The 18,265-nt window shown below is 49.0% G+C and carries 14 protein-coding genes; 3 read left to right on the top strand and 11 right to left on the bottom strand.

The window, feature by feature from the left end; all coding sequences use genetic code 11:
- The first annotated feature begins 279 nt into the window (after positions 1 to 279).
- Positions 280 to 1,131 carry a proline dehydrogenase family protein gene (locus DDZ15_RS01260; RefSeq protein ID WP_109644061.1) on the top strand — a complete coding sequence of 284 codons (852 nt, stop codon included), beginning with the start codon at positions 280 to 282 and terminating at the stop codon, positions 1,129 to 1,131.
- Between the two features lie 119 nt (positions 1,132 to 1,250).
- On the top strand, positions 1,251 to 2,159 hold the full coding sequence (locus tag DDZ15_RS01255; protein WP_109644059.1) for an endonuclease/exonuclease/phosphatase family protein: 909 nt from the start codon (positions 1,251 to 1,253) through the stop codon (positions 2,157 to 2,159).
- 41 nt (positions 2,160 to 2,200) lie between these two features.
- Here the strand turns inward: DDZ15_RS01255 and DDZ15_RS01250 are convergent, their stop codons facing one another.
- From DDZ15_RS01250 to dnaX, 5 genes are all read right to left on the bottom strand, one after another.
- Positions 2,201 to 3,367, bottom strand: coding sequence for an NAD(P)-dependent malic enzyme (locus DDZ15_RS01250; RefSeq protein ID WP_109644057.1), 1,167 nt, complete (start codon positions 3,365 to 3,367; stop codon positions 2,201 to 2,203).
- A gap of 78 nt (positions 3,368 to 3,445) precedes the next feature.
- A complete protein-coding gene (locus tag DDZ15_RS01245) occupies positions 3,446 to 5,380 on the bottom strand; it encodes a M1 family metallopeptidase (RefSeq protein ID WP_109644055.1) in 1,935 nt (644 codons plus the stop codon).
- A 31-nt stretch (positions 5,381 to 5,411) separates the two neighbouring features.
- Positions 5,412 to 6,017 (bottom strand): recombination mediator RecR, encoded by a 606-nt coding sequence (recR, locus tag DDZ15_RS01240; RefSeq protein WP_109644054.1) that lies wholly within the window; start codon positions 6,015 to 6,017, stop codon positions 5,412 to 5,414.
- A gap of 60 nt (positions 6,018 to 6,077) precedes the next feature.
- Complete coding sequence (locus DDZ15_RS01235) at positions 6,078 to 6,425, bottom strand: YbaB/EbfC family nucleoid-associated protein (RefSeq protein WP_109644053.1); 348 nt, start codon at positions 6,423 to 6,425, stop codon at positions 6,078 to 6,080.
- A gap of 215 nt (positions 6,426 to 6,640) precedes the next feature.
- Positions 6,641 to 8,554 (bottom strand): DNA polymerase III subunit gamma/tau, encoded by a 1,914-nt coding sequence (gene dnaX, locus DDZ15_RS01225; RefSeq protein WP_109644052.1) that lies wholly within the window; start codon positions 8,552 to 8,554, stop codon positions 6,641 to 6,643.
- A gap of 194 nt (positions 8,555 to 8,748) precedes the next feature.
- On the opposite strand from dnaX, the gene DDZ15_RS01220 reads away from it, so the two are divergent.
- On the top strand, positions 8,749 to 10,803 hold the full coding sequence (locus DDZ15_RS01220; RefSeq protein ID WP_109644051.1) for a GWxTD domain-containing protein: 2,055 nt from the start codon (positions 8,749 to 8,751) through the stop codon (positions 10,801 to 10,803).
- A 178-nt stretch (positions 10,804 to 10,981) separates the two neighbouring features.
- Here DDZ15_RS01220 and DDZ15_RS01215 read toward each other — a convergent pair whose 3' ends face one another.
- The 6 genes from DDZ15_RS01215 to DDZ15_RS01190 all read right to left on the bottom strand — a co-directional run bounded on the left by DDZ15_RS01215 (position 10,982) and on the right by DDZ15_RS01190 (position 18,140).
- On the bottom strand, positions 10,982 to 11,797 hold the full coding sequence (locus tag DDZ15_RS01215) for a heme ABC transporter ATP-binding protein (RefSeq protein WP_109644050.1): 816 nt from the start codon (positions 11,795 to 11,797) through the stop codon (positions 10,982 to 10,984).
- Between the two features lie 46 nt (positions 11,798 to 11,843).
- On the bottom strand, positions 11,844 to 12,938 hold the full coding sequence (locus tag DDZ15_RS01210; RefSeq protein WP_199222844.1) for a FecCD family ABC transporter permease: 1,095 nt from the start codon (positions 12,936 to 12,938) through the stop codon (positions 11,844 to 11,846).
- 32 nt (positions 12,939 to 12,970) lie between these two features.
- Positions 12,971 to 13,966, bottom strand: coding sequence for a heme/hemin ABC transporter substrate-binding protein (locus DDZ15_RS01205; protein WP_109644049.1), 996 nt, complete (start codon positions 13,964 to 13,966; stop codon positions 12,971 to 12,973).
- Positions 13,963 to 15,036, bottom strand: a complete 1,074-nt coding sequence (locus DDZ15_RS01200; RefSeq protein ID WP_199222843.1) for a hemin-degrading factor — start codon at positions 15,034 to 15,036, stop codon at positions 13,963 to 13,965. Before DDZ15_RS01200 ends, DDZ15_RS01205 begins: the two co-directional genes overlap by 4 nt.
- 125 nt (positions 15,037 to 15,161) lie before the next feature.
- Positions 15,162 to 15,806, bottom strand: coding sequence for an HmuY family protein (locus tag DDZ15_RS01195; RefSeq protein WP_109644046.1), 645 nt, complete (start codon positions 15,804 to 15,806; stop codon positions 15,162 to 15,164).
- A 72-nt stretch (positions 15,807 to 15,878) separates the two neighbouring features.
- Positions 15,879 to 18,140: a TonB-dependent receptor gene (locus tag DDZ15_RS01190; RefSeq protein ID WP_158278582.1), complete on the bottom strand. Its 2,262-nt coding sequence runs from the start codon at positions 18,138 to 18,140 to the stop codon at positions 15,879 to 15,881.
- Positions 18,141 to 18,265 lie beyond the last annotated feature (125 nt).

The raw sequence follows: 18,265 nt of genomic DNA, 5'->3' as shown, positions 1-18,265 counted from the left end.
TAATAGGTTTATATTATCAGATAAAGGATAGAAGAATGACGATGTAGAAAACCGCAAGTGAGACAGACAGTTTTATAAGATATATATGTCCTTTTCCTATTGTGTGGTAGTCATTCATTGTACTATAACCATAGCTTATCAGAAGTTTTAAAGCTTACGCAGGAGATGTACAGGATGTTTCAGCCCCGGAAAAAAAGGTGGTTGCAGATATAGTCTGCTGATGTATCTGACCCGAGAGTTTACTATTATTATGCCCGATTTCTACCAAAACAGGATAATATGCGATTGCCATTTGTATTTGCGAAACGATTTGTAGCCGGAGAGACATTTGAGGCCACGGTACCCAAAATCAAATCACTGAACGAGAAAGGAATCAGTGTAACACTGGATCTGCTTGGAGAAAATGTAAAGAAGCGCACCACAGCGGATGAAACAGTAAAGGAGTATATCCGTCTTCTGAATGATATTCACTCTGCAGGGTTAAAGAGCACCATATCGATCAAATTGACGATGCTGGGGATGGATATTGATGATGATTACTGCAGAGACAATCTTTACAGCCTGCTCGAGGAAGCAAAACGCCTCGACTCGTTTGTGCGAATTGACATGGAGGGATCGGATTACACTCAGACTACCATTGATATTTTCAGGGACGCCTTCAAGAAGTATGGAAAACATGTGGGTATTGTGATTCAGGCATATCTGCACCGCACAAAAGATGATATCCGAGATCTGGCTGAGCTGGGAGCTGATGTCAGGCTTTGCAAAGGCGCATATAAAGAACCCGAGCGAATAGCACTGCAGAATATGTCAGCCATCCGTGAGGCTTTCAAGGAGTACACAAAAATTTTACTTGAAAAAACGCCCTACCCCAGGATTGCAACTCATGACGATGAACTCGTAGAGTGGGTAAAAGAGTACACCGGTGAGCAAAAAATCGGAAAAGCCAGGTTTGAATTTCAAATGCTCTACGGGCTTCGGGAAGAGACCATGGAGCAATTGGTAAAAAATGGATACAATGCGCGTGTTTACGTACCCTACGGAACCATGTGGTTTCCATACTTCAAGCGCAGGCTCATGGAAAGGAAGGAAAATATCTGGTTTGTGGTGAGTACGCTGTTTAAAAAGTAGGGTTTAGTGTTTGGTGTTTAGTTGTTGATGCCTGAACAGGTGTGATCCATGATTGTTGCAGAGAGTCTGCTTTATTTCATCTTTGATCCACGAAAAGCTTAATACAAAAGAGCTTCCTTATGATGAAGCTGATCGGATTTTTAATACTTATCCCGTTGGCCGCTATGGCCGGTTACAGGTTTTTGCAACAGCAGCCGGATGGCTCTGAGCAGGATTCGGAGGATGTAGTACGAATCATGTCGTACAACATCCGGTTTGACAATCCGGACGACGGTATCAATTCCTGGCCCAACCGGTCACATCATGTGTCGCATTTGATTGAAGAGAAGTATCGCCCGGATCTGATCGGTGTGCAGGAAGCCCTCGTGCACCAGCTTGAGGAGCTTCAGGATGCGCTTGAAAACTATTTCTGGGTGGGAGCAGGAAGGAGCGACGGCAACAGAGGCGGGGAATTTTCGCCCATTTTCTATAACAGTAACAAATTCGGGCTTTTGCAGACCAATACGTTCTGGCTTTCCGAAACCCCGGATATTCCGGGCAGCCTTTCGTGGGACGCAGCCATCACGAGGGTTGTTACGTGGGCAAGGTTCAAAGAGAAAACAACCGGACGGGAGTTTATTCTTTTCAATACTCATTTTGACCACATGGGCACGGAGTCACGCAAAGAGAGTGCAGCGCTGCTGCTTAATGAGGCGAAACGAATTTCGGGAGGTATCCCGTTTGTGATTACCGGTGACCTGAATATCACTGAAGAGTCTGATGTGTATGAAATTCTGAAGAATGATCCTGCCGTGAAAGATGCTCGTTACGCATCCAATACGGGTCATCAAGGACCAACGGCTTCTTTTAACAATTGGATGGAACTTCGGGAACCGGAGTCACGGATCGACTATATTTTTGTGAAGAGCGATATTGAAGTTTTGAGGCATCAAATTGCCGATGATCGCTATAACGATCGTTTTCCCTCCGATCATCTGCCGGTTATAGCGGATATTCATTTGCCTGAAGTATCCCAAGAGAAGCGGTAGGTATGGTATGGCAATGATGCGAAACAGCCGAAAATCTGATTCTATTCACCGGAGCAGCTGCGAACGGCTTCCGCTACTGCCTCAGCCACGCCCGGTTCAAAGGGGCCGGGTATAATCTTATCTACATTTGGTTCCTTTACCGTTTTTGCGATGGCCCGCGCAGCTGCGATGTACATCTTATTGGTAAGTTTTGAGTACCTGGCATCGAGCAGCCCGCGGAATATGCCCGGAAAAGCAAGTACATTGTTGATCTGGTTGGGAAAATCGGATCGTCCGGTTGCGATAATTCTGGCTCCGGCCTGAGTTGCTTCAGCAGGCATAATTTCCGGCACCGGATTTGCCATTGCAAAGATAACGGGATTCTCACTCATCGTCCGAACCATATCGGCCTTAAGAACTCCAGGAACAGAGACTCCAATAAAAACATCAGCCCCTTTTATGGCGTCTTTCAGCCCGCCCTTGAGATTGTTCTTATTTGTCAGTTCTGCCACTTCCTGTTTAACGGGTGTGAGGTCGCCCCGTTCACTATGTATAATTCCGTGGCTGTCGCACATCACAATCTGCCTAACGCCAATTTCACGCAGCAGATAAATGATTGCAATGCCCGCGGCGCCGGCTCCGTTAATCACGATATTGAGGTCAGAAAACGTGCGCCCGGTAACTTTTACGGCGTTGAACATTCCTGCAAGGGTAACAACAGCTGTTCCATGCTGGTCATCGTGCATTACCGGAATGTCAAGCTCCTGTTTGAGGCGCCTTTCTATTTCAAAGCACCTGGGTGCAGAAATATCCTCCAGGTTGATGCCGCCGAATCCGGGAGCAATCATTTTCACAGTTTGTACAATTTCCTCCGTATCCTGGGTGGCGAGCACAATCGGGACGGCGTCTACACCGGCAAACTTTTTGAACAAAATTGCTTTTCCTTCCATAACCGGAAGGGAAGCTTCGGGGCCTATATTGCCAAGGCCCAGAACAGCCGATCCGTCGCTGACAACAGCAACCGTATTTTGTTTGCTTGTGTAGTCGTAGGCCTTTTCGCGGTTTTCAGCTATCTCCAGGCACGGCTGTGCTACACCGGGTGTATAGGCAATGCTCAGATCGTCCGGTGTATCGAGGGGCATTTTGGATTGAATGGCAACTTTGCCCCCGTATTTTTTATGTGCTTCTATTGATCGGGCTGCGTAGTCGTCAGTGCTGTTGGCAGACATAGGCTGGGATCTCCTTCAGGAGATGTTAAAATGAATTCTGTTATTTGTTGGCTTTTTCAGAGAGGCTGCAAGGGTTGGTTATTTCCTGCCTGCATCCTGTGATGAATCGGCATCGCTGACTGGTGCCCAGACATTATCATTTCGATTCACGTCTGCCATTCTCATTGAAGGATCAATTTCAACCCTGGCAATCTCATTAAGCGGCCGGTTTATAGACAGTTCATATTCCGGAAACACCCAAGGCCAGTCTTCAGAAGTGTTCCATGATGCGTCCGGGTATGGATTTTCTTTTTCTCCCCACATGATTCTGAGAGGGATGTAGTGCCACTCCTGTGATCCGTCCGTATAGGTTATCCTGACATCGAGAGGCATGGGCATAGTACTATTTTTTGCCAAGGTAATTACAGATGACTGATCGCTGCCGGTAACCTCCGCAACGCCGTAATCGATGGTTTGGGTTGTGGTAACCCAGTATTCATAGTACCATTTCAGATTCATTCCGCTCTCTTCTTCAGCAATGCGAAGAAAATCATAACCGGATGGATGCTTGAATTTCCATTCGTCATAGAAGCGGTTCAGCGTGTTTTTGAGTACTTCGTCTCCAATCACGTACCCCAGCTGATGCAGGAACATGGCACCCTTGGTATACGATGCCATACCATATGCGGTGTTGGTAACGTAGTGGTCGGAATGTTTGTGCATGGGCTCTTCAATTCCCGCCTGCACGACACGAAAATAACTGTTGTAACGGGAGAGCATGGGATCGCCTTCGCCGTTATTAAATAGATGATTTGTGATAAAGGCAGAGAAATAGGTAGTGAAGCCTTCATCAATCCACTGGTCGTATACTTCGTTGTTCCCGACGGCGCCTTCGTACCACGCGTGCACAAATTCGTGGACGGTTACACCGACGAGGCTTCTCAGTGAGCGGTTGCCCGTTATCAGCGTTCCCATGGTATACTCCATGCCGCCGTCACCCCCCTGTACCACGACGTACTCTTCGTAGGGGTAATCACCGTAGTTTTCACTCATATACCGGAATCCCTGTACGGTTAACTCCGGCAGGGCTTCCCAGTTATCCAGCAGCTGCGCCTGTTCATCATCGGAGGCATTTTCGGCCACCGTTTCGCTTTGATAGAAGAACCTGAGCAGGGGGCCTCCGGGAACCTGTGCGGTTGTATGGGTGTAATCCGGATCGGCAGCCCACATTACGTCATGTACATTTTCGGCCGTGAAGTGCCACGTTAATTTCTCACCGTCGGGCCGGTTCACTTCTATGCCGGGTGTTTCGTAGCCGTAACCCACCTCTTCTGGGTTTTGCAGGATAGATCCCGATGCTACAACGTAATCGCGGTCGATATGAATTTTTATATCGAATGTTCCGAACGGAGCATAGAATTCACGACCGATGTAGGGATTTGCGTGCCATCCCATTTCATCATAGGCCGCAATCTTTGGATACCATTGCGACATGGAATAACGAACTCCTTCCGCATTGTCGCGGCCCGACCTGCGGGTTTGCAGAGGAACCTGTGCATTAAAATCCATTTCAAAAACAACGGATTCGCCGGGTGCAACCGGCTCATTGAGATGCACTTCCATGATGGTACCCTCAATGGTGTACTCCACATCGCTACCGTTTTGCGTGAGGCGATCCACTCTTTGATAGCCAATCTCTGTTTCATCGTAATGGAAAATTCTGTCGCGGATGCGCCTGTCGGGGTCAGCGATGGTTCGGGAACGCACATCCATCATGCTGTTCGGCTGGAAAGCGTTGAAGAAGAGATGGTAAAAAACCCGGTTCAGCGTGTCGGGAGAATGATTGTGGTACGTCAGTTTTTGAAATCCGTCGAACCGGTTGGTTTCAACGTTAAAATCAATATCCATTTCATACTCCACTTCCTGCTGCCAGTACCCGGCTTGCTGGGCCCATGCAGTTGCGCTGCTTAGTATGAAAATTCCCAAAAGGCTGAGAAGTAATGTAAACGTCGTTTTATAGATTGTTCGAATCATAATCGTTTCGAGGTTGTGTATCAATTAATATTTAAAAGGCAGTGCGGCTGGCAAAAGCGCGGCTGAGAGTGGCTTCATCGATAAATTCGAGCTCGGTTCCCATCGGTATACCGTAAGCAATGCGTGTAACGCGTACGTCGTAGTTGAGCAGCAATTTATTGATATAGTAGCTTGTTGCCTCGCCCTCGGCGTCAGGATTGAGGGCCAGGATCACTTCCTGTATGTCCTCTTCTTCACTGTTTAATCGCGTCAGGAGTTCTTTGATTCGGATATCATCGGGGCCGATATTTTCGAGTGGTGAGATGATGCCGCCCAGAACGTGGTAACGTCCTCTGAACTCATTGGTTTTTTCAATGATGTAGACATCCTGGAACTCTTCCACCACGCAGATGGTACCGTTCACGCGTTTTGGATTGTTGCAGATGGGGCAGGGATCCCGGTCGGTAATGGTGCCGCAGACGGAACACCGGCTTACCGATTTTTTGAGCTGTATCAGGGTTTCGGCAAGCGTGAGAACGCGCTCCTCACTCTGTTTTAAAAGATGTATGGCAATTCGCTGCGCCGATTTTCTCCCGGTTCCCGGTAAACGGGCAAGCTCTTCAATTGCGCGCTCGAGCGCTTCTGAGGTTATCTGCATTTCAGATTGATGATTATTGGGTGTTGATTGTTGAATAGATATTCATCAATCGCTGGTTTGTCAGAGGCCGAACTTACTCATATCCATTCCGGGCAGGCCTCCGCCGGGCATTATGTCCTTATAAACTTCCTGCATCTTCTCCTTGCCGGCTGCTTCTGCTTTTTCGAGGGCTTTATTTACGCCTGCAACGATCAGATCTTCCAGCATCTCTTTATCGTCCGGGTCGATAACGTCGCGGTCGACATTGATCTGTAGAACTTCTCTTTTTCCATTGGCTTTTACGGTAACCATTCCTCCGCCTGCGTCGGCTTCAACAATGACTTCACTAAGCCGCTCCTGAGCTTCTTTCATTTTACTCTGGAGGTCGGAGATTTTGCCGAACATGTCGGCCATGTTAAATTGGCTCATAATGGGTGAGGGGTTAACTTATTAAGTGAAAAGTGGATTACAGGTTACGGGTTGAAGATTGAAGGTTGAAGATTGAAGGTTGAAGGTTGAAGGTTGAAGGTTGAAGGTTGAAGGTTGAAATAAGATTATAAAATACTGATAAATATTGATATAACTTAGATTAAATCGAACTTTTGCCATTTGCTCCCGAGGAATCGGGACCTTTTGCCTTTTGCCTAATACTCAAGTTCTGCCCCAAACAGTTCCACAATGGTTCTGAGATTGGGGTCCTTTTTTTGGAGCTCTTTAAAACGTTCATAGGGGCTCAGGGATTCCGATTTTTTCTTTTCAGAACGTTCCACAATGCATTTCATTCTCAAAAATGTGCCCGACACTTCACGAAACATGGAAGAGAGCATCTGCTGATTCTCCTCCAAAAGCCTCGTAGCGAACTCATTATCAGCTGATACAATCAGGTCGGTTCCCTTCAGTTCCTTGATTTCAACTCTCAGCAGCTGGAAGTACAGCATTTGCGGAGCGTTCTCTTTTATGTTGTTCAGAAACTGTTTCCAGTGCTTTTCGACGTCCCCGATTCCTGAGATAGTGTGACGCAAATCTTTATCATCTTCTGTCTGCTCCGCGACTGATGTTGCATCACCTTGTTCGGATACTGAAGCGGAGCTAATCCCCTGAGCATATCCCAGGCTGGGTTTCACCATAAGAAAATCATTGTCGGAAACGGAATCACTCTCTTCAGGATTGGGAGAAGACGGCAGACCGGATTTCACGTACTCAGACGAATCTGTATCAGCTGGAGGTTCTTCTTCTGACTCTGCATCACCATTAACCTGTGGCTTGATACTTTCGTAAGAAGATTCACCGGCGGTTTCGTCACCGGAAGAGGGGCTTTGTTTACGGGCCGGTTCAGGATTCGGTTCAGACTGCGCCGCATTGCCGTGATCGTTTGCAGTGGCTTTTTCCTGCTCTCGATTCTGCGGCAGAATTGACCCGTTTACACTATGGGAGTGACTAGCGCCGTTTTTTTTTATGTCGTCCAGCCCCTGAAGAATCTTACGGAGTTCAGGCGTTCGCCCCATATGGATCATCTTAAGCATCAGGATCTCAAAATGAACCCGCGGCTGCTGCACGTCCTTGATTTTGACCTGTGCTTCGCTGACCATGTGCAGCATTCGCATGAGGTCTTCCTCTGAAAAGGGTTTGGCACCCTCTTTATATCGTTGTTTTGTGTCGGGTGTGGCTTCAACCAGGTGCATCTGATTTCCCTGGCTGGCAACATACAGATTTCGAATGTGTTCGGTGAGCGACACCAGGTACTCCTGAATGTCGGCCCCCTCTTTCATTAGCTGATCAATGAGCCGGAGCCCTTCGGCGGTGTCCCGTTTTTCAACAGCCTGGGTAAACTCAAACAGAGAGTCGTGACCAATGACGTTGAGGGCTTTCAACAATTCGTCATAGTGGATTGTGGTACCGCAAAATGCAATTGCCTGATCCATAAGGCCCAGAGCGTCACGCAATGCTCCGTCGGCTTTTTTTGCAATGATGTGGAGGGATTCCTCATCTATTGAGATATCTTCTTTTTCACTGATATTTTTTAACCGGGATACGATTTCATCTACGCTGATGCGTTTGAAATCGAAGCGCTGAACCCTTGAGAGAATTGTGGGTAAAACTTTGTGAGGTTCCGTTGTGGCAAAAATAAAGATGGCATGAGCGGGTGGTTCTTCAAGCGTTTTAAGAAGCGCATTAAACGCTTCTTTTGTAAGCATATGAACCTCATCAATAATGAAGATCTTATAATTGCCGCTCTGCGGCGGGACCCGAATCACATCCTTCAGCTGGCGTACGTCTTCAATCTTGCGATTCGATGCAGCATCCATCTCAACAATATTGAGAGTCTGATTGAGCGCTTCACCGTCTACATTTTCCGGAATTTCGTTTACTGCCCGGGCGAGCACACGCGCCATCGTGGTTTTTCCAACACCCCGGGGGCCGCAAAACATATAGGCGTGTGAGATGCGTTTCTGGCGTATGGCGTTTTTCAGCGTACTGGTTACATGCTCCTGTGATACAATGTCGTCAAACGTTTGGGGGCGATAAGTGCGTGTAAGAGCTCTGTAGTGCTGGGCCATAAATCACGGATATTCAATTCAGGATAAAGGTACTAAAATTGTGCATTCCATTCAGGTATTTAAAGGGAATTATGAGGCACATACATTGAACGGATTGCTGGAGCAGTGGGCCGATAAGCCGGTACACGGGCTTATAACAAGATGAAATGAAGCGGGTGGCATTTATATGAAAATGCGTTAATTTATGGCACTTTATGGTTCAGAATAATTATTTCAAATATCTACTGCCGGTTCTGCTGCTGATCTTCTTCTCTGCATCGTTACAGGCACAGCCTCAGCGGGCCTATGAGCGAGGGCTTGAGGAGCTCTACAACGGTAATCGTACCCGTGCACTCGATGTGTGGTACAATGCGTATCAGACAGAGGGCGGCGTTGATGCGCGAATCGGTATTGAATACATCCGTGTTGTAACTGAAAACCGTATGAAAGAGTATTACGGGCAGGCGACACAGCTCTATTACAAAGCAGTTTTGGATCCATCCGGACCTGAAAGCCGTGTTGCAATTCGGCAGGAGATAAGCCGTTTAAAGCCCATTACCGGCCGGGGAATTTACAGGCAGTGGGTTGATTGGTGGGAGAACAAAGACAAACAGCTGGGAGCCGATATGCGGGGCTTCTGGGTTCAGGAAGACCCTACTCCTTCAGAAATATCAAATGAACGCCTGATTGAACACTGGATTCGGATTGCCGAAGCCAGGCAGCGCTACACAAAGAACAGCAATACGGTTTTTGGCACGGACGACAGGGGACTCATGTATGTTCGTTACGGAGCACCTGATCGTATCCGGACCGGAATCCTGACTCTGCAAAACCTCAATATTCAAAGCTGGCTGGAAAACCAACTGAACCCCTATGCAGAGAGCACGCAGAGTGAAGAGCGGCCTTACGACCGTGAACTTAGTGCTGAACAACAGATGGAGCTGTTCAACAGGCTTCAGGACGCCATATACGAATTTCATCGATACCCGGAATACGAGATTTGGTTTTACAATGACCTCAATCCCGGGGAAAATGCCCCCGTGATTTTTCTTTTTGGCACGAATGTGAACACAGGTGAGTTTTCGCATCGCAGCAGCGTAGGAGATTTTATTCCCGAACGTGCATATCAGTCGGTTGAAGAGCTTGAGGAGGAAGGAGTTGAATTTACACGTGCCGGATTTACACCTGCTTTGATACTGCAGCTTCTTTACTACGAACAGCTTGTGCAGTCTGATACCTATTTTGAAAACAGGTTGAATGAAATCAGGGGTGCGGTACTGGAGCAAGGGCAGGAGGTATTTCGCGGAATGGACCTGGCTGTACGTGCCGAGAGCAGGGAATCGCTGCAGCAGCGCAGAGCCCCGGCACCCGTAGAGCAGTCGACATATATGCAGCGAATGCCTCAAATACCGCTCTATGTGTACCAATACCGTTTTTTGGATCAGGACGGAACACCTTATATGCTCACGTATCTGGAAAGCCTGCCGCAGGAAGCTTTTCTGATCGACTTTAACAGGAACCACTACCCGGGCGAATCACCGGTTCGGCGTACAAATGTTCTGGAAGAGTATGGGAGCTATGATTTAACCCATTCGCTCCTTGAATATGATGAAGACTGGTCGATAGGTTCAACCTGGGAAGCCACCCCAGAATTAATTTTAGAACGGCCTTCGTCCGATGCCATTCCGTCTCGGTCACTATTCCGAACAAGCCACACCGGCCGAAGCCAGCGCTCTGCTTCGGTGAAACTTCTGAACTTTGACCCGGATGACACAAACCTGTTTGATACTCCCTTTGCTTCTGAGGTAAGAGGTCTGAACAGGATGCAATACAGGATCCCAAAACCGCTTGTAAGCCATACGGATTCGCTTGAAATGGCAGACCTGGTACTCGGTTATGAATCGGATGAGGCCGTAACGGAACCTTTTTCATTTCGGGTGGCAAATGATGGCGTAGTACCGTTTGAAACTACCCTTGTTCTTCATTTTGAAGTATACAACCTTGCCCGAATGGCTGACAACACGGGTTTTACACGGTTTGAGCTCACCTATCGCATCCTGCCCGTGGAAGAGGACGGAAGCATACGGACTGATGAGGCAGAATTTGTACTGACACTCAATTTCACCAACGAAGACCGGAATGTAATTGAGGATCTTGAAATTGAGACCGCCGATTTGAAGCCGGGACTGTACGACCTCAGGGTACAGGTTATCGATACCGTGACAGGGCAGCAGAAAGAGCGTAAAACACGTTTTGAGGTAGTGGAGTAGATAGATTTTTAGATGGCTCAGGGGTTGTGTTGGGCCGTATTCATTATCTGTGAGGCTGCGGAGCAGCCGGGTGGGCATCCAGAGTAGAACTGTGAATGAGGATGTGCAGAACTGTGGATGAGGATGTGTGGAGTTGTGGATTAGGATGGGTGGAGCTGTGGATGAAGGAGAAGGAGGGCTAGATCACTTTTCGCATTCTTTCATCAATCTGGTTGGATGCAATTACGAGCGGGCATCGGTGATGCGGGTGCTGCATGATATGCACCGGACAGTCGAACGCCATTTCGATGATTTCGGGTTTGAAGACTTCATGAGGCGACCCAAGCGCAAACGTTCTTCCCTCTTTCATCACATGTACCTCATCCGCATACTGGGCCGCAAGGTTCAGGTCGTGCAGTATCATCATGACGGCAACCCCGCTGCGTGACAGGCTTTTAACCAAATGCATCATGTTATGCTGATGAGCCAGGTCGAGGCTTGAAAGCGGCTCATCCAGCAGGAGGCAACAGGGGAGTTGTTGCTGAACCCGATCCCATAGCTGGGCAAGCATTCTGGCAAACTGAACGCGCTGTTTCTCACCGCCCGACAGAGTCGGAAAGGCACGGTCAGCCAGGTGGTCCACCCCGGCACGTTTCAGGCACTCCATCGCAATTTTCTGATCGCCGGCCGATTCAAATCCGCTTGAGTGTGGAGATCTTCCCATCAAGACCACTTCCAGAGCCGTAAATGAAAATGAAAGGTGCAGCTCCTGCATCATTACGGCACGTTTTCTTGCCAGTTTAACGGGCGATACGGAGTCAAGATTTTTCCCGTTCACCAGAACCATACCTTCGAAGGGCGTTATGTCGCCGGTAAGAGCTTTTAAGAACGTAGATTTTCCGGCGCCGTTTTTTCCCAGTATCACCGAAAATTTCCCCGGTTCAAGCCGCATGGATACATTGTTTACCAGGGTTTTGTCATCGATTTTTACGGTGATGTTTTTTGCGTCAATCATTTAGGAAAAGTGATAAGTGATAAGTAAAAAAGGGGGATATGGATTTTTATAAATATCCGCGCAACTCACGGTTTCTGAGAAGAAGCCATAGGAAAAAAGGAGCTCCTATCGATGCTGTTATCACGCCGATAGGCAGTTCGGCCGGTGCAACCATCGTTCGTGCTGCAAGATCTGATGCAAGCAGCAACAGGCCACCCAGGATGGCAGATCCGGGCATTAGAAAGCGGTGATCGGGACCTATCCACAACCTCAATATGTGCGGTACCACAAGTCCCACGAAGCCGATCATTCCGCTAACCGAAACTGCCGCTCCGACCGCCAGGCCCACAAAAATGATAATCACCTTTTTGAGCCGCTGAACCCTCACTCCAAGATGTCTCGCTTCTGCTTCGCCGAGCAAAATTGCATTCAGGCCTTTTGAAAGGCGCGGGAGAAAGAGAATGGCTGCCATCAGAATCGGCAGAACGATCCAGACCGATTTCCACATCGCCCCGCCGAGGCTGCCCAGCGTCCAGAAGGTGAGGTCGCGCAACTGGTCATCGTCGGCCAGAAAGATCATAAACCCGATCAGTGCTCCGGCCATCGCATTGATCGCAATACCCGCCAGCAGCATGGTGGCAACGTTGGTCCGGCCCCTGCTGGTGGAAAGACGGTAGACGAGAATTGTGGCTGATGTACCTCCTGCAAAGGCAGCGAGCGGTATGAGGGCTTCTCCCAGAAGGTCCAGAAAAGGCCATGCCAGGGAACTCAGCACCACCATTGCGATGGCCGTTGCGAGCGCGGCCCCGCTTGATACGCCAATCAGCCCGGGATCGGCAAGCGGGTTGCGGAAAAGCCCCTGCATGGCCGCTCCGGATATAGCTAGCGCTGCGCCTACCAATACAGCCAGGAGAACCCGGGGAAGCCGGATATTCAGTAGAATCGACTCCTGAACGCTTTCATAACCCAGTCCGGTCTCAATACCTGCCTGATTCAGGAATATTGAAATTACCTGGGAGGGTGAGATGGGTACCGCACCGATCCCAACAGATAGTATTATCAGCCAGATCAGTGTCAGAAAGAGTCCGCCAAGCACCAGTATCGATTGACGAAAACGAGGTACCGATTTCCAGATCGAGAGGGTTTGAGATAGTGAATTCACAGGTGCGTTCAGATTACGGTTTCTTTCTTTTTTTATATTTCCGCCTGAGGGTGGATTTTACTCATGAGATCGAGCACAGCCTGGCCCAATCGCGGACCAAACCCAAGCAGGTAGGTGCCTTCCATTGAATAAATTCTCCGGTTTTCTCCTGCCGAGGTAAGGCTGATGCCGGGTGCTCGCAACACACCCTGTTCCCCGCCTACACTTTCAACCCCGGAATTCATCATCAGTATCACATCGGGGTTTGCCTGAACCACGGCCTCTGCGGTAAGGGGCTTGTATCCGTCGAAGCTGTTGAATGCATTCACACCTCCGGCCAGATCAATCATGGCCTTGGCTGATGTGCGGTTTCCTGCTACCGTAAGATTGTTTGGTCCGCGCGCATAGATAAAAAGCACTTTGGGCCGGCTGCTGAGAGAGTTTCTGAGCCTTTCTGCCCGGTCCAGATCCGCTTGCAGGGCAGACATCACCTTAAGGGCTTCATTTTCGCGATTCAGGATGTCGCCAAGTTCACGAATTCTTTCCAGGGCTCCGTCTACGCTCTCATCGGCATTCAAAAGCAGCATGGGTGTTCCGGTACTCCGTATTTGCTGAATCGCCGTAGGCGGGCCGGCCGCACCGCTTGCCAGGATCAGAGAAGGAGCAAAAGATAGAACGCCTTCCGCTGAAAGGTTTCGTGTGAAGGAGACTTTTGGCAGCCGTTCAGCACCAGTGGGATAGGTGCTTGATTCGTCCACCGCAATGAGATAATCTTCAGCTCCAAGCGCAAAAATTGTTTCGGTCACTGCGCTTCCGATGGATACGATGCGTGTTTTGTCACTGATATCCACCTCAATGCCATCCGACCCGGAGTAAACCTGGCGGGCCTGCAGCGCGGAGGCGGTTAAAACAATCAGCAGAAACCCGACTATGCATGTTTTTACTGTTTTGAGGTCGATCAAAACCAAAGCCGGGTCACCGGTTGCTGTGGGTTTTGAAAAGGAATGGCCGTCATTGGAGTCAATAACGTTTACTTTTATCATTCTCATCCTTCTGCTCCTTCTTTTTTCAGTTCAGCGGTAATTTCTCTCCAGCCTTCCAGTTCCGGTTTCCCGGGTTTTCGGGCGCCAAAGAACGTGGCGATCTGCTCGCCTTCCTTGTCAAAAATCTCAACCGAGGTCACCGTGCCGTCTTCGGTTGGTTTTTCTACAATCCAGGAAGAGTGAATCATATCCTGGCGCAGGTGAAGGTTAAACCCGGGGTCGAGCACATTCAGCCAGTTACCCATTTCACGGATTTTTTTAACGGGCCCGGAGTGAATCTGAATCATTCCGCTGTTTTTGACAAATACCATAATGGGTACGTCCTGTTGAGAGGCCAACTCCAGCATCGATTTTGTGGTATTGTTATCAACCTTCCATGCATATTTTTCTTTTGCGAGTGCAAGCGCATCTGTCCGGCTTAGTTTGTACCTGCGGAGCATCGGATAGAAGTCGTGGGTATCTTTCAACTCAGACCATTCATTCAGAAATGCACCGGCGTCAATCTCTTCAAGCGGATTGTTGACTTCATTTTTGATCTCTTCGGTAAGCTCAATTCCGGGTGACTGGTCCTCGTGCCGGAAGCGGTCAACAAGCTGATGGTAAGCGCTCTTGCCGGCAGGGTCTTTCAGGTAGATTTTATGAGCAGCCTGTCCCTCCTTATCAAAAAACTGGAGGCTGAGAAGGGTTCCCCGTGGATTTTCAACAGGAACCGCAAAGGCAAACCCCCAGCGGCCATGGAACACCCGCAGATCGATTTGCTCATCAAGCACCAATCCGGCGTGTCCCTTGAAAGAGACATTGCGGTAAATGCCGGTTTTTTCGTGCACAGCCGCTTCATTTCGGGTTAGCGCCATCACACTGCCAAGAGATTCAAGGTTTTCAAATATCCCTGCCCAGTCTTCCGTAAGCCTTACAATTCTGTCGCCGTCACAGGCCGAGGCGACAAGTTCAGCTTCGCTGACCGAGAGGCGATCAGCAATATCCTTGGTTCGAAGCCGGGGTTCTTCTTCTTTTAGATCATTCCACCGCTTCTTCAGTGCAGCGGTTTCATTGTTAAGCATTGTGATGGATTCCATGTGCTGTTGATTGTTATATGTTGATGTTTAAAAAACAGAAATGCCGGGCCTGTACATTTTGCTATGTGTGCATGGTACAGGCCCGGCTCCCGTGTTAGAGGAATGTCAGTTCTATTCTGTGTTATTTATTCAAGGTCGCGAAGTCCTTCGGTCTGCTGAATCGCATACCTGAATGTGTAAAATCTGGACTCGGGGCGGGTGTTTGTATCCGCGAATTCATCGCTTCCCGTATCCGGATTTCCTTTGTAGTAGCTCAGTATTTCGAGTTTTGCGTAATGATTTCCGTCTGCGGTTTTCAGGACTATGGTCACGTCATCCATTGGAAGAATGGCGAAGGGAGGGTTGTTTCTTCCGGTATACGTATACCATCCGTTTTCGCTGCCGCCGGGTATTGCAAGCTGTTCATCAGAATCAACCGCATAACCGCTTTCAGGAGCAATGGATACATCATTAAATGGAACATCCAGAAGCAAGGCTCCGCCGTTGCCCGGGCCGCTCACACCGCTGTTTGTAATGACGCCGGTACCCCGGAAAGCAATATCCCAATCCGTTGAAGCAGAATCAGTAAGTTCAACCAGTTCGCCTGTACGCAGGCTGAAAAATGTATAGTTGCCCTCGGTACCTGTCGCATCGAGATCTTCAACGATCTCTGTTTGCAGATTCGATGTGATCACATCTTCTTCCACTGAGGATGTTAAATCGCTGCACGCCTGGAATAGAAGGACTGCAATGAAAAGGGTAAAAAGCTGGAATTTAAAATGACTGCGCATCGTAACTATGAGATTATTTTTTAGGTTTTTATTGAAGTAATTAAATGGTTTAGGTGATAAAGGTATCAGGATTCAGAACTGCACCGATAGCTGAGTGTACCAAAGCCTTCCTGCGAGGAAGGGCTGGTTGATGTTAGTGTAACCGAGTAGGTTATCCGCTCCGGCCTGCAGCCGTACCGAGTTGCCGAATGTTCGCGAAACAGCTGCGTTCCAGACGGTATAGCCTTTCTCATATTCATCACCGTCTACAAACCCGCTTCCGTTGCTGTCGAAGAGGCCAAATCTGCCGCGAAGTGTTCCCCGGACGTTGGCGCCCCACCCGCTGTCAGTTTCGTAGAAGAGCCGGATGTTTCCGGAGTGGCGTGACCGGTTGAACATGGGTTCGAACGATACGTCTGTTCTCTGTACAACTTCGCCCCGGCTGTCCTGAACCGTACGTTCACGTTCAATCCGGCGGTTTGCATCCAGGAACTGGTATCCCGCCGAACCGTTCAGATTCCGGCTGACGGACCATCGGATTTCCGCCTCCAGTCCCTGGGTAACCACTTCATCCACGTTGAAATAGGTGAATACGGACTGGCCATTGGTTCTGCGCGCGATCGGAGCGGTTTCAATCAGATCGGATACATTATTTCGGAAGAAGTTGATCCGCAGCCTGAGGTTGCGAAGGGGATCGACATCGACGCCTGCGTTGATCGCCCAGGAAGATTCAGCACGTATTTCTTCAAGATTTTCAAGCGGAATCAGTATCTGGTCGATGGTACCTTCATCCAGCTGCCTTGCGATGCCATCCGCAACCGTGCTGGATCCGAGTACGCTGTATCCCACGGTTGAGTTGGTGAAATCCAGGAAGAGCTGTCTGAATTCCGGTGCCTTGAAACCTCTTCCTGCAGATGCCCTGAACTGGATACGCTCGTTCATTCTGTATCGCGCGGAGACTTTCGGGCTCAGCTGAGAACGGTATTCACTGTGTGAATCAAAGCGGAGCCCGCCGGTAAGTTCTACATTGGTTGAGGGCGTCCAGCTGTGCTGGGCAAAAAGAAAACGGGTGGTGAAATCGGGCTGACCCGGATAACGTTCTGCTTCCAGCCGCTCGAAGATGGCGCCTGTACCGGCAATGGAGTGGTGCTGGTTGCTCCAGCGATATTCTCCCTGAAATTCCGGCCTGTTGAAATACTGGTTAAACTCGGTTGAATCGTATAAATCGCCGCTGTCGGAAATGAAAAGCTCCAGATCGGTACCGTAATGACTTGACAGCCAGTTGATCGTGAAATCCAGTCGATCGGCAGGGTTGAATGTAAGCACCGGATTTACCATAACGTCGCTTCTGCCTGCATAATCATTCAGCAGGAGGGCCCCGTTTTCAGTATTTACGGAGCTGTTGTTCTGTTGGGTTTCCGAGAACCATCTGAAATTTGCGTCGAGGGTAAGGCGATCGCTGATATCGACAGATCCGCTGTAATTCAACGTGTAGTTTTGATATTCGGGTACGGTTTGAGAGACGGAGCCCGGATTCAGTCGATATCCTCCGGAAGTGTTTCTGTTGATAAATATCCTGTTTTGAAAGGTTTCGCCAGCGTGCGAAATGTCGCCGCTGATATCGAGCGTTTTGTTGCCGCCGTATCTTGTAGTGAAGCCGCCGGACAGGCCTCTTCGTGCGGTTTCTGTAATTATATTGACGACACCTGCGAGTGCGTCACTGCCCCAGAGTGCGGATGACGGACCTTTAACTACTTCAATTTGCTCCACATTTCGGACAGAGATCCGGCTGAGGTCGAGTGTGCCGGCAGTACGGCCTATAACGGGATTCCCGTCAATCATGATGAGGGTATAGTCGGGATCAAAGCCCTGCACCTGAATTCCGGGGCCGTGGTCGCTGACAAGCTGCATGCCGGTTTGTTCGGCGAGCACATCGCTGAGGCGCATGTTTCCTGAATGCTGTATTTCTTCTCCTGAAATCACGGATACGGGAATGCTTACTTCTTCAATATCCCGCTGGGTACGGGTGGCGGTTACAACAACCGTCTCCTGCTGATAGATCTGCTCGGTGAGGACGATGGTCAGCTCTTCCGAAGAGATTGCAGAACCGGCGATTTGTAAAACTTCAGGCTTGTAACCAACCCTTGTTACATAAAGGGTTAAAGTTGATCCGGTTTCGGGTTCAATCGAGAGCTCAAAAGTGCCGTTAAGATCCGTGATCGTTGTATAATTGGTGCCTTGAACCTGAATCTTTAAGTGGGCATCCGGCAGAGGGTTGTTTTGCTCATCCGTTACAGAACCTGAGATAACCTGTGCCGCTGCGGGCGATATGCACAGCACAGTTATCAATACCATTAAATAAACCCTGAACATTCTTTACTGCTTGCGTTTTTAGCTGAGTGTTGGTAAATAGTGGGCTAAGTTTATTTAGACTTAATCTAAACAGCAAAGACAAACCCTCTTTCATGACTATCAGCAAG

The organism is Rhodohalobacter mucosus, from assembly GCF_003150675.1.
Lineage (GTDB): Bacteria > Bacteroidota > Rhodothermia > Balneolales > Balneolaceae > Rhodohalobacter > Rhodohalobacter mucosus.
This window is presented reverse-complemented; position numbering and strand designations above follow the sequence as displayed.

Coding starts and splice junctions, on each gene's coding strand:
- DDZ15_RS01195 (WP_109644046.1), bottom strand. CDS start 15,806: ATGCGCAGTCATTTTAAATTCCAGCTTTTTACCCTTTTCATTGCAGTC.
- DDZ15_RS01245 (WP_109644055.1), bottom strand. CDS start 5,380: ATGATTCGAACAATCTATAAAACGACGTTTACATTACTTCTCAGCCTT.
- DDZ15_RS01255 (WP_109644059.1), top strand. CDS start 1,251: ATGATGAAGCTGATCGGATTTTTAATACTTATCCCGTTGGCCGCTATG.
- DDZ15_RS01220 (WP_109644051.1), top strand. CDS start 8,749: ATGGTTCAGAATAATTATTTCAAATATCTACTGCCGGTTCTGCTGCTG.
- DDZ15_RS01260 (WP_109644061.1), top strand. CDS start 280: ATGCGATTGCCATTTGTATTTGCGAAACGATTTGTAGCCGGAGAGACA.
- DDZ15_RS01235 (WP_109644053.1), bottom strand. CDS start 6,425: ATGAGCCAATTTAACATGGCCGACATGTTCGGCAAAATCTCCGACCTC.
- recR (WP_109644054.1), bottom strand. CDS start 6,017: ATGCAGATAACCTCAGAAGCGCTCGAGCGCGCAATTGAAGAGCTTGCC.
- DDZ15_RS01250 (WP_109644057.1), bottom strand. CDS start 3,367: ATGTCTGCCAACAGCACTGACGACTACGCAGCCCGATCAATAGAAGCA.
- DDZ15_RS01200 (WP_199222843.1), bottom strand. CDS start 15,036: ATGGAATCCATCACAATGCTTAACAATGAAACCGCTGCACTGAAGAAG.
- dnaX (WP_109644052.1), bottom strand. CDS start 8,554: ATGGCCCAGCACTACAGAGCTCTTACACGCACTTATCGCCCCCAAACG.
- DDZ15_RS01205 (WP_109644049.1), bottom strand. CDS start 13,966: ATGAGAATGATAAAAGTAAACGTTATTGACTCCAATGACGGCCATTCC.
- DDZ15_RS01190 (WP_158278582.1), bottom strand. CDS start 18,140: ATGGTATTGATAACTGTGCTGTGCATATCGCCCGCAGCGGCACAGGTT.
- DDZ15_RS01215 (WP_109644050.1), bottom strand. CDS start 11,797: ATGATTGACGCAAAAAACATCACCGTAAAAATCGATGACAAAACCCTG.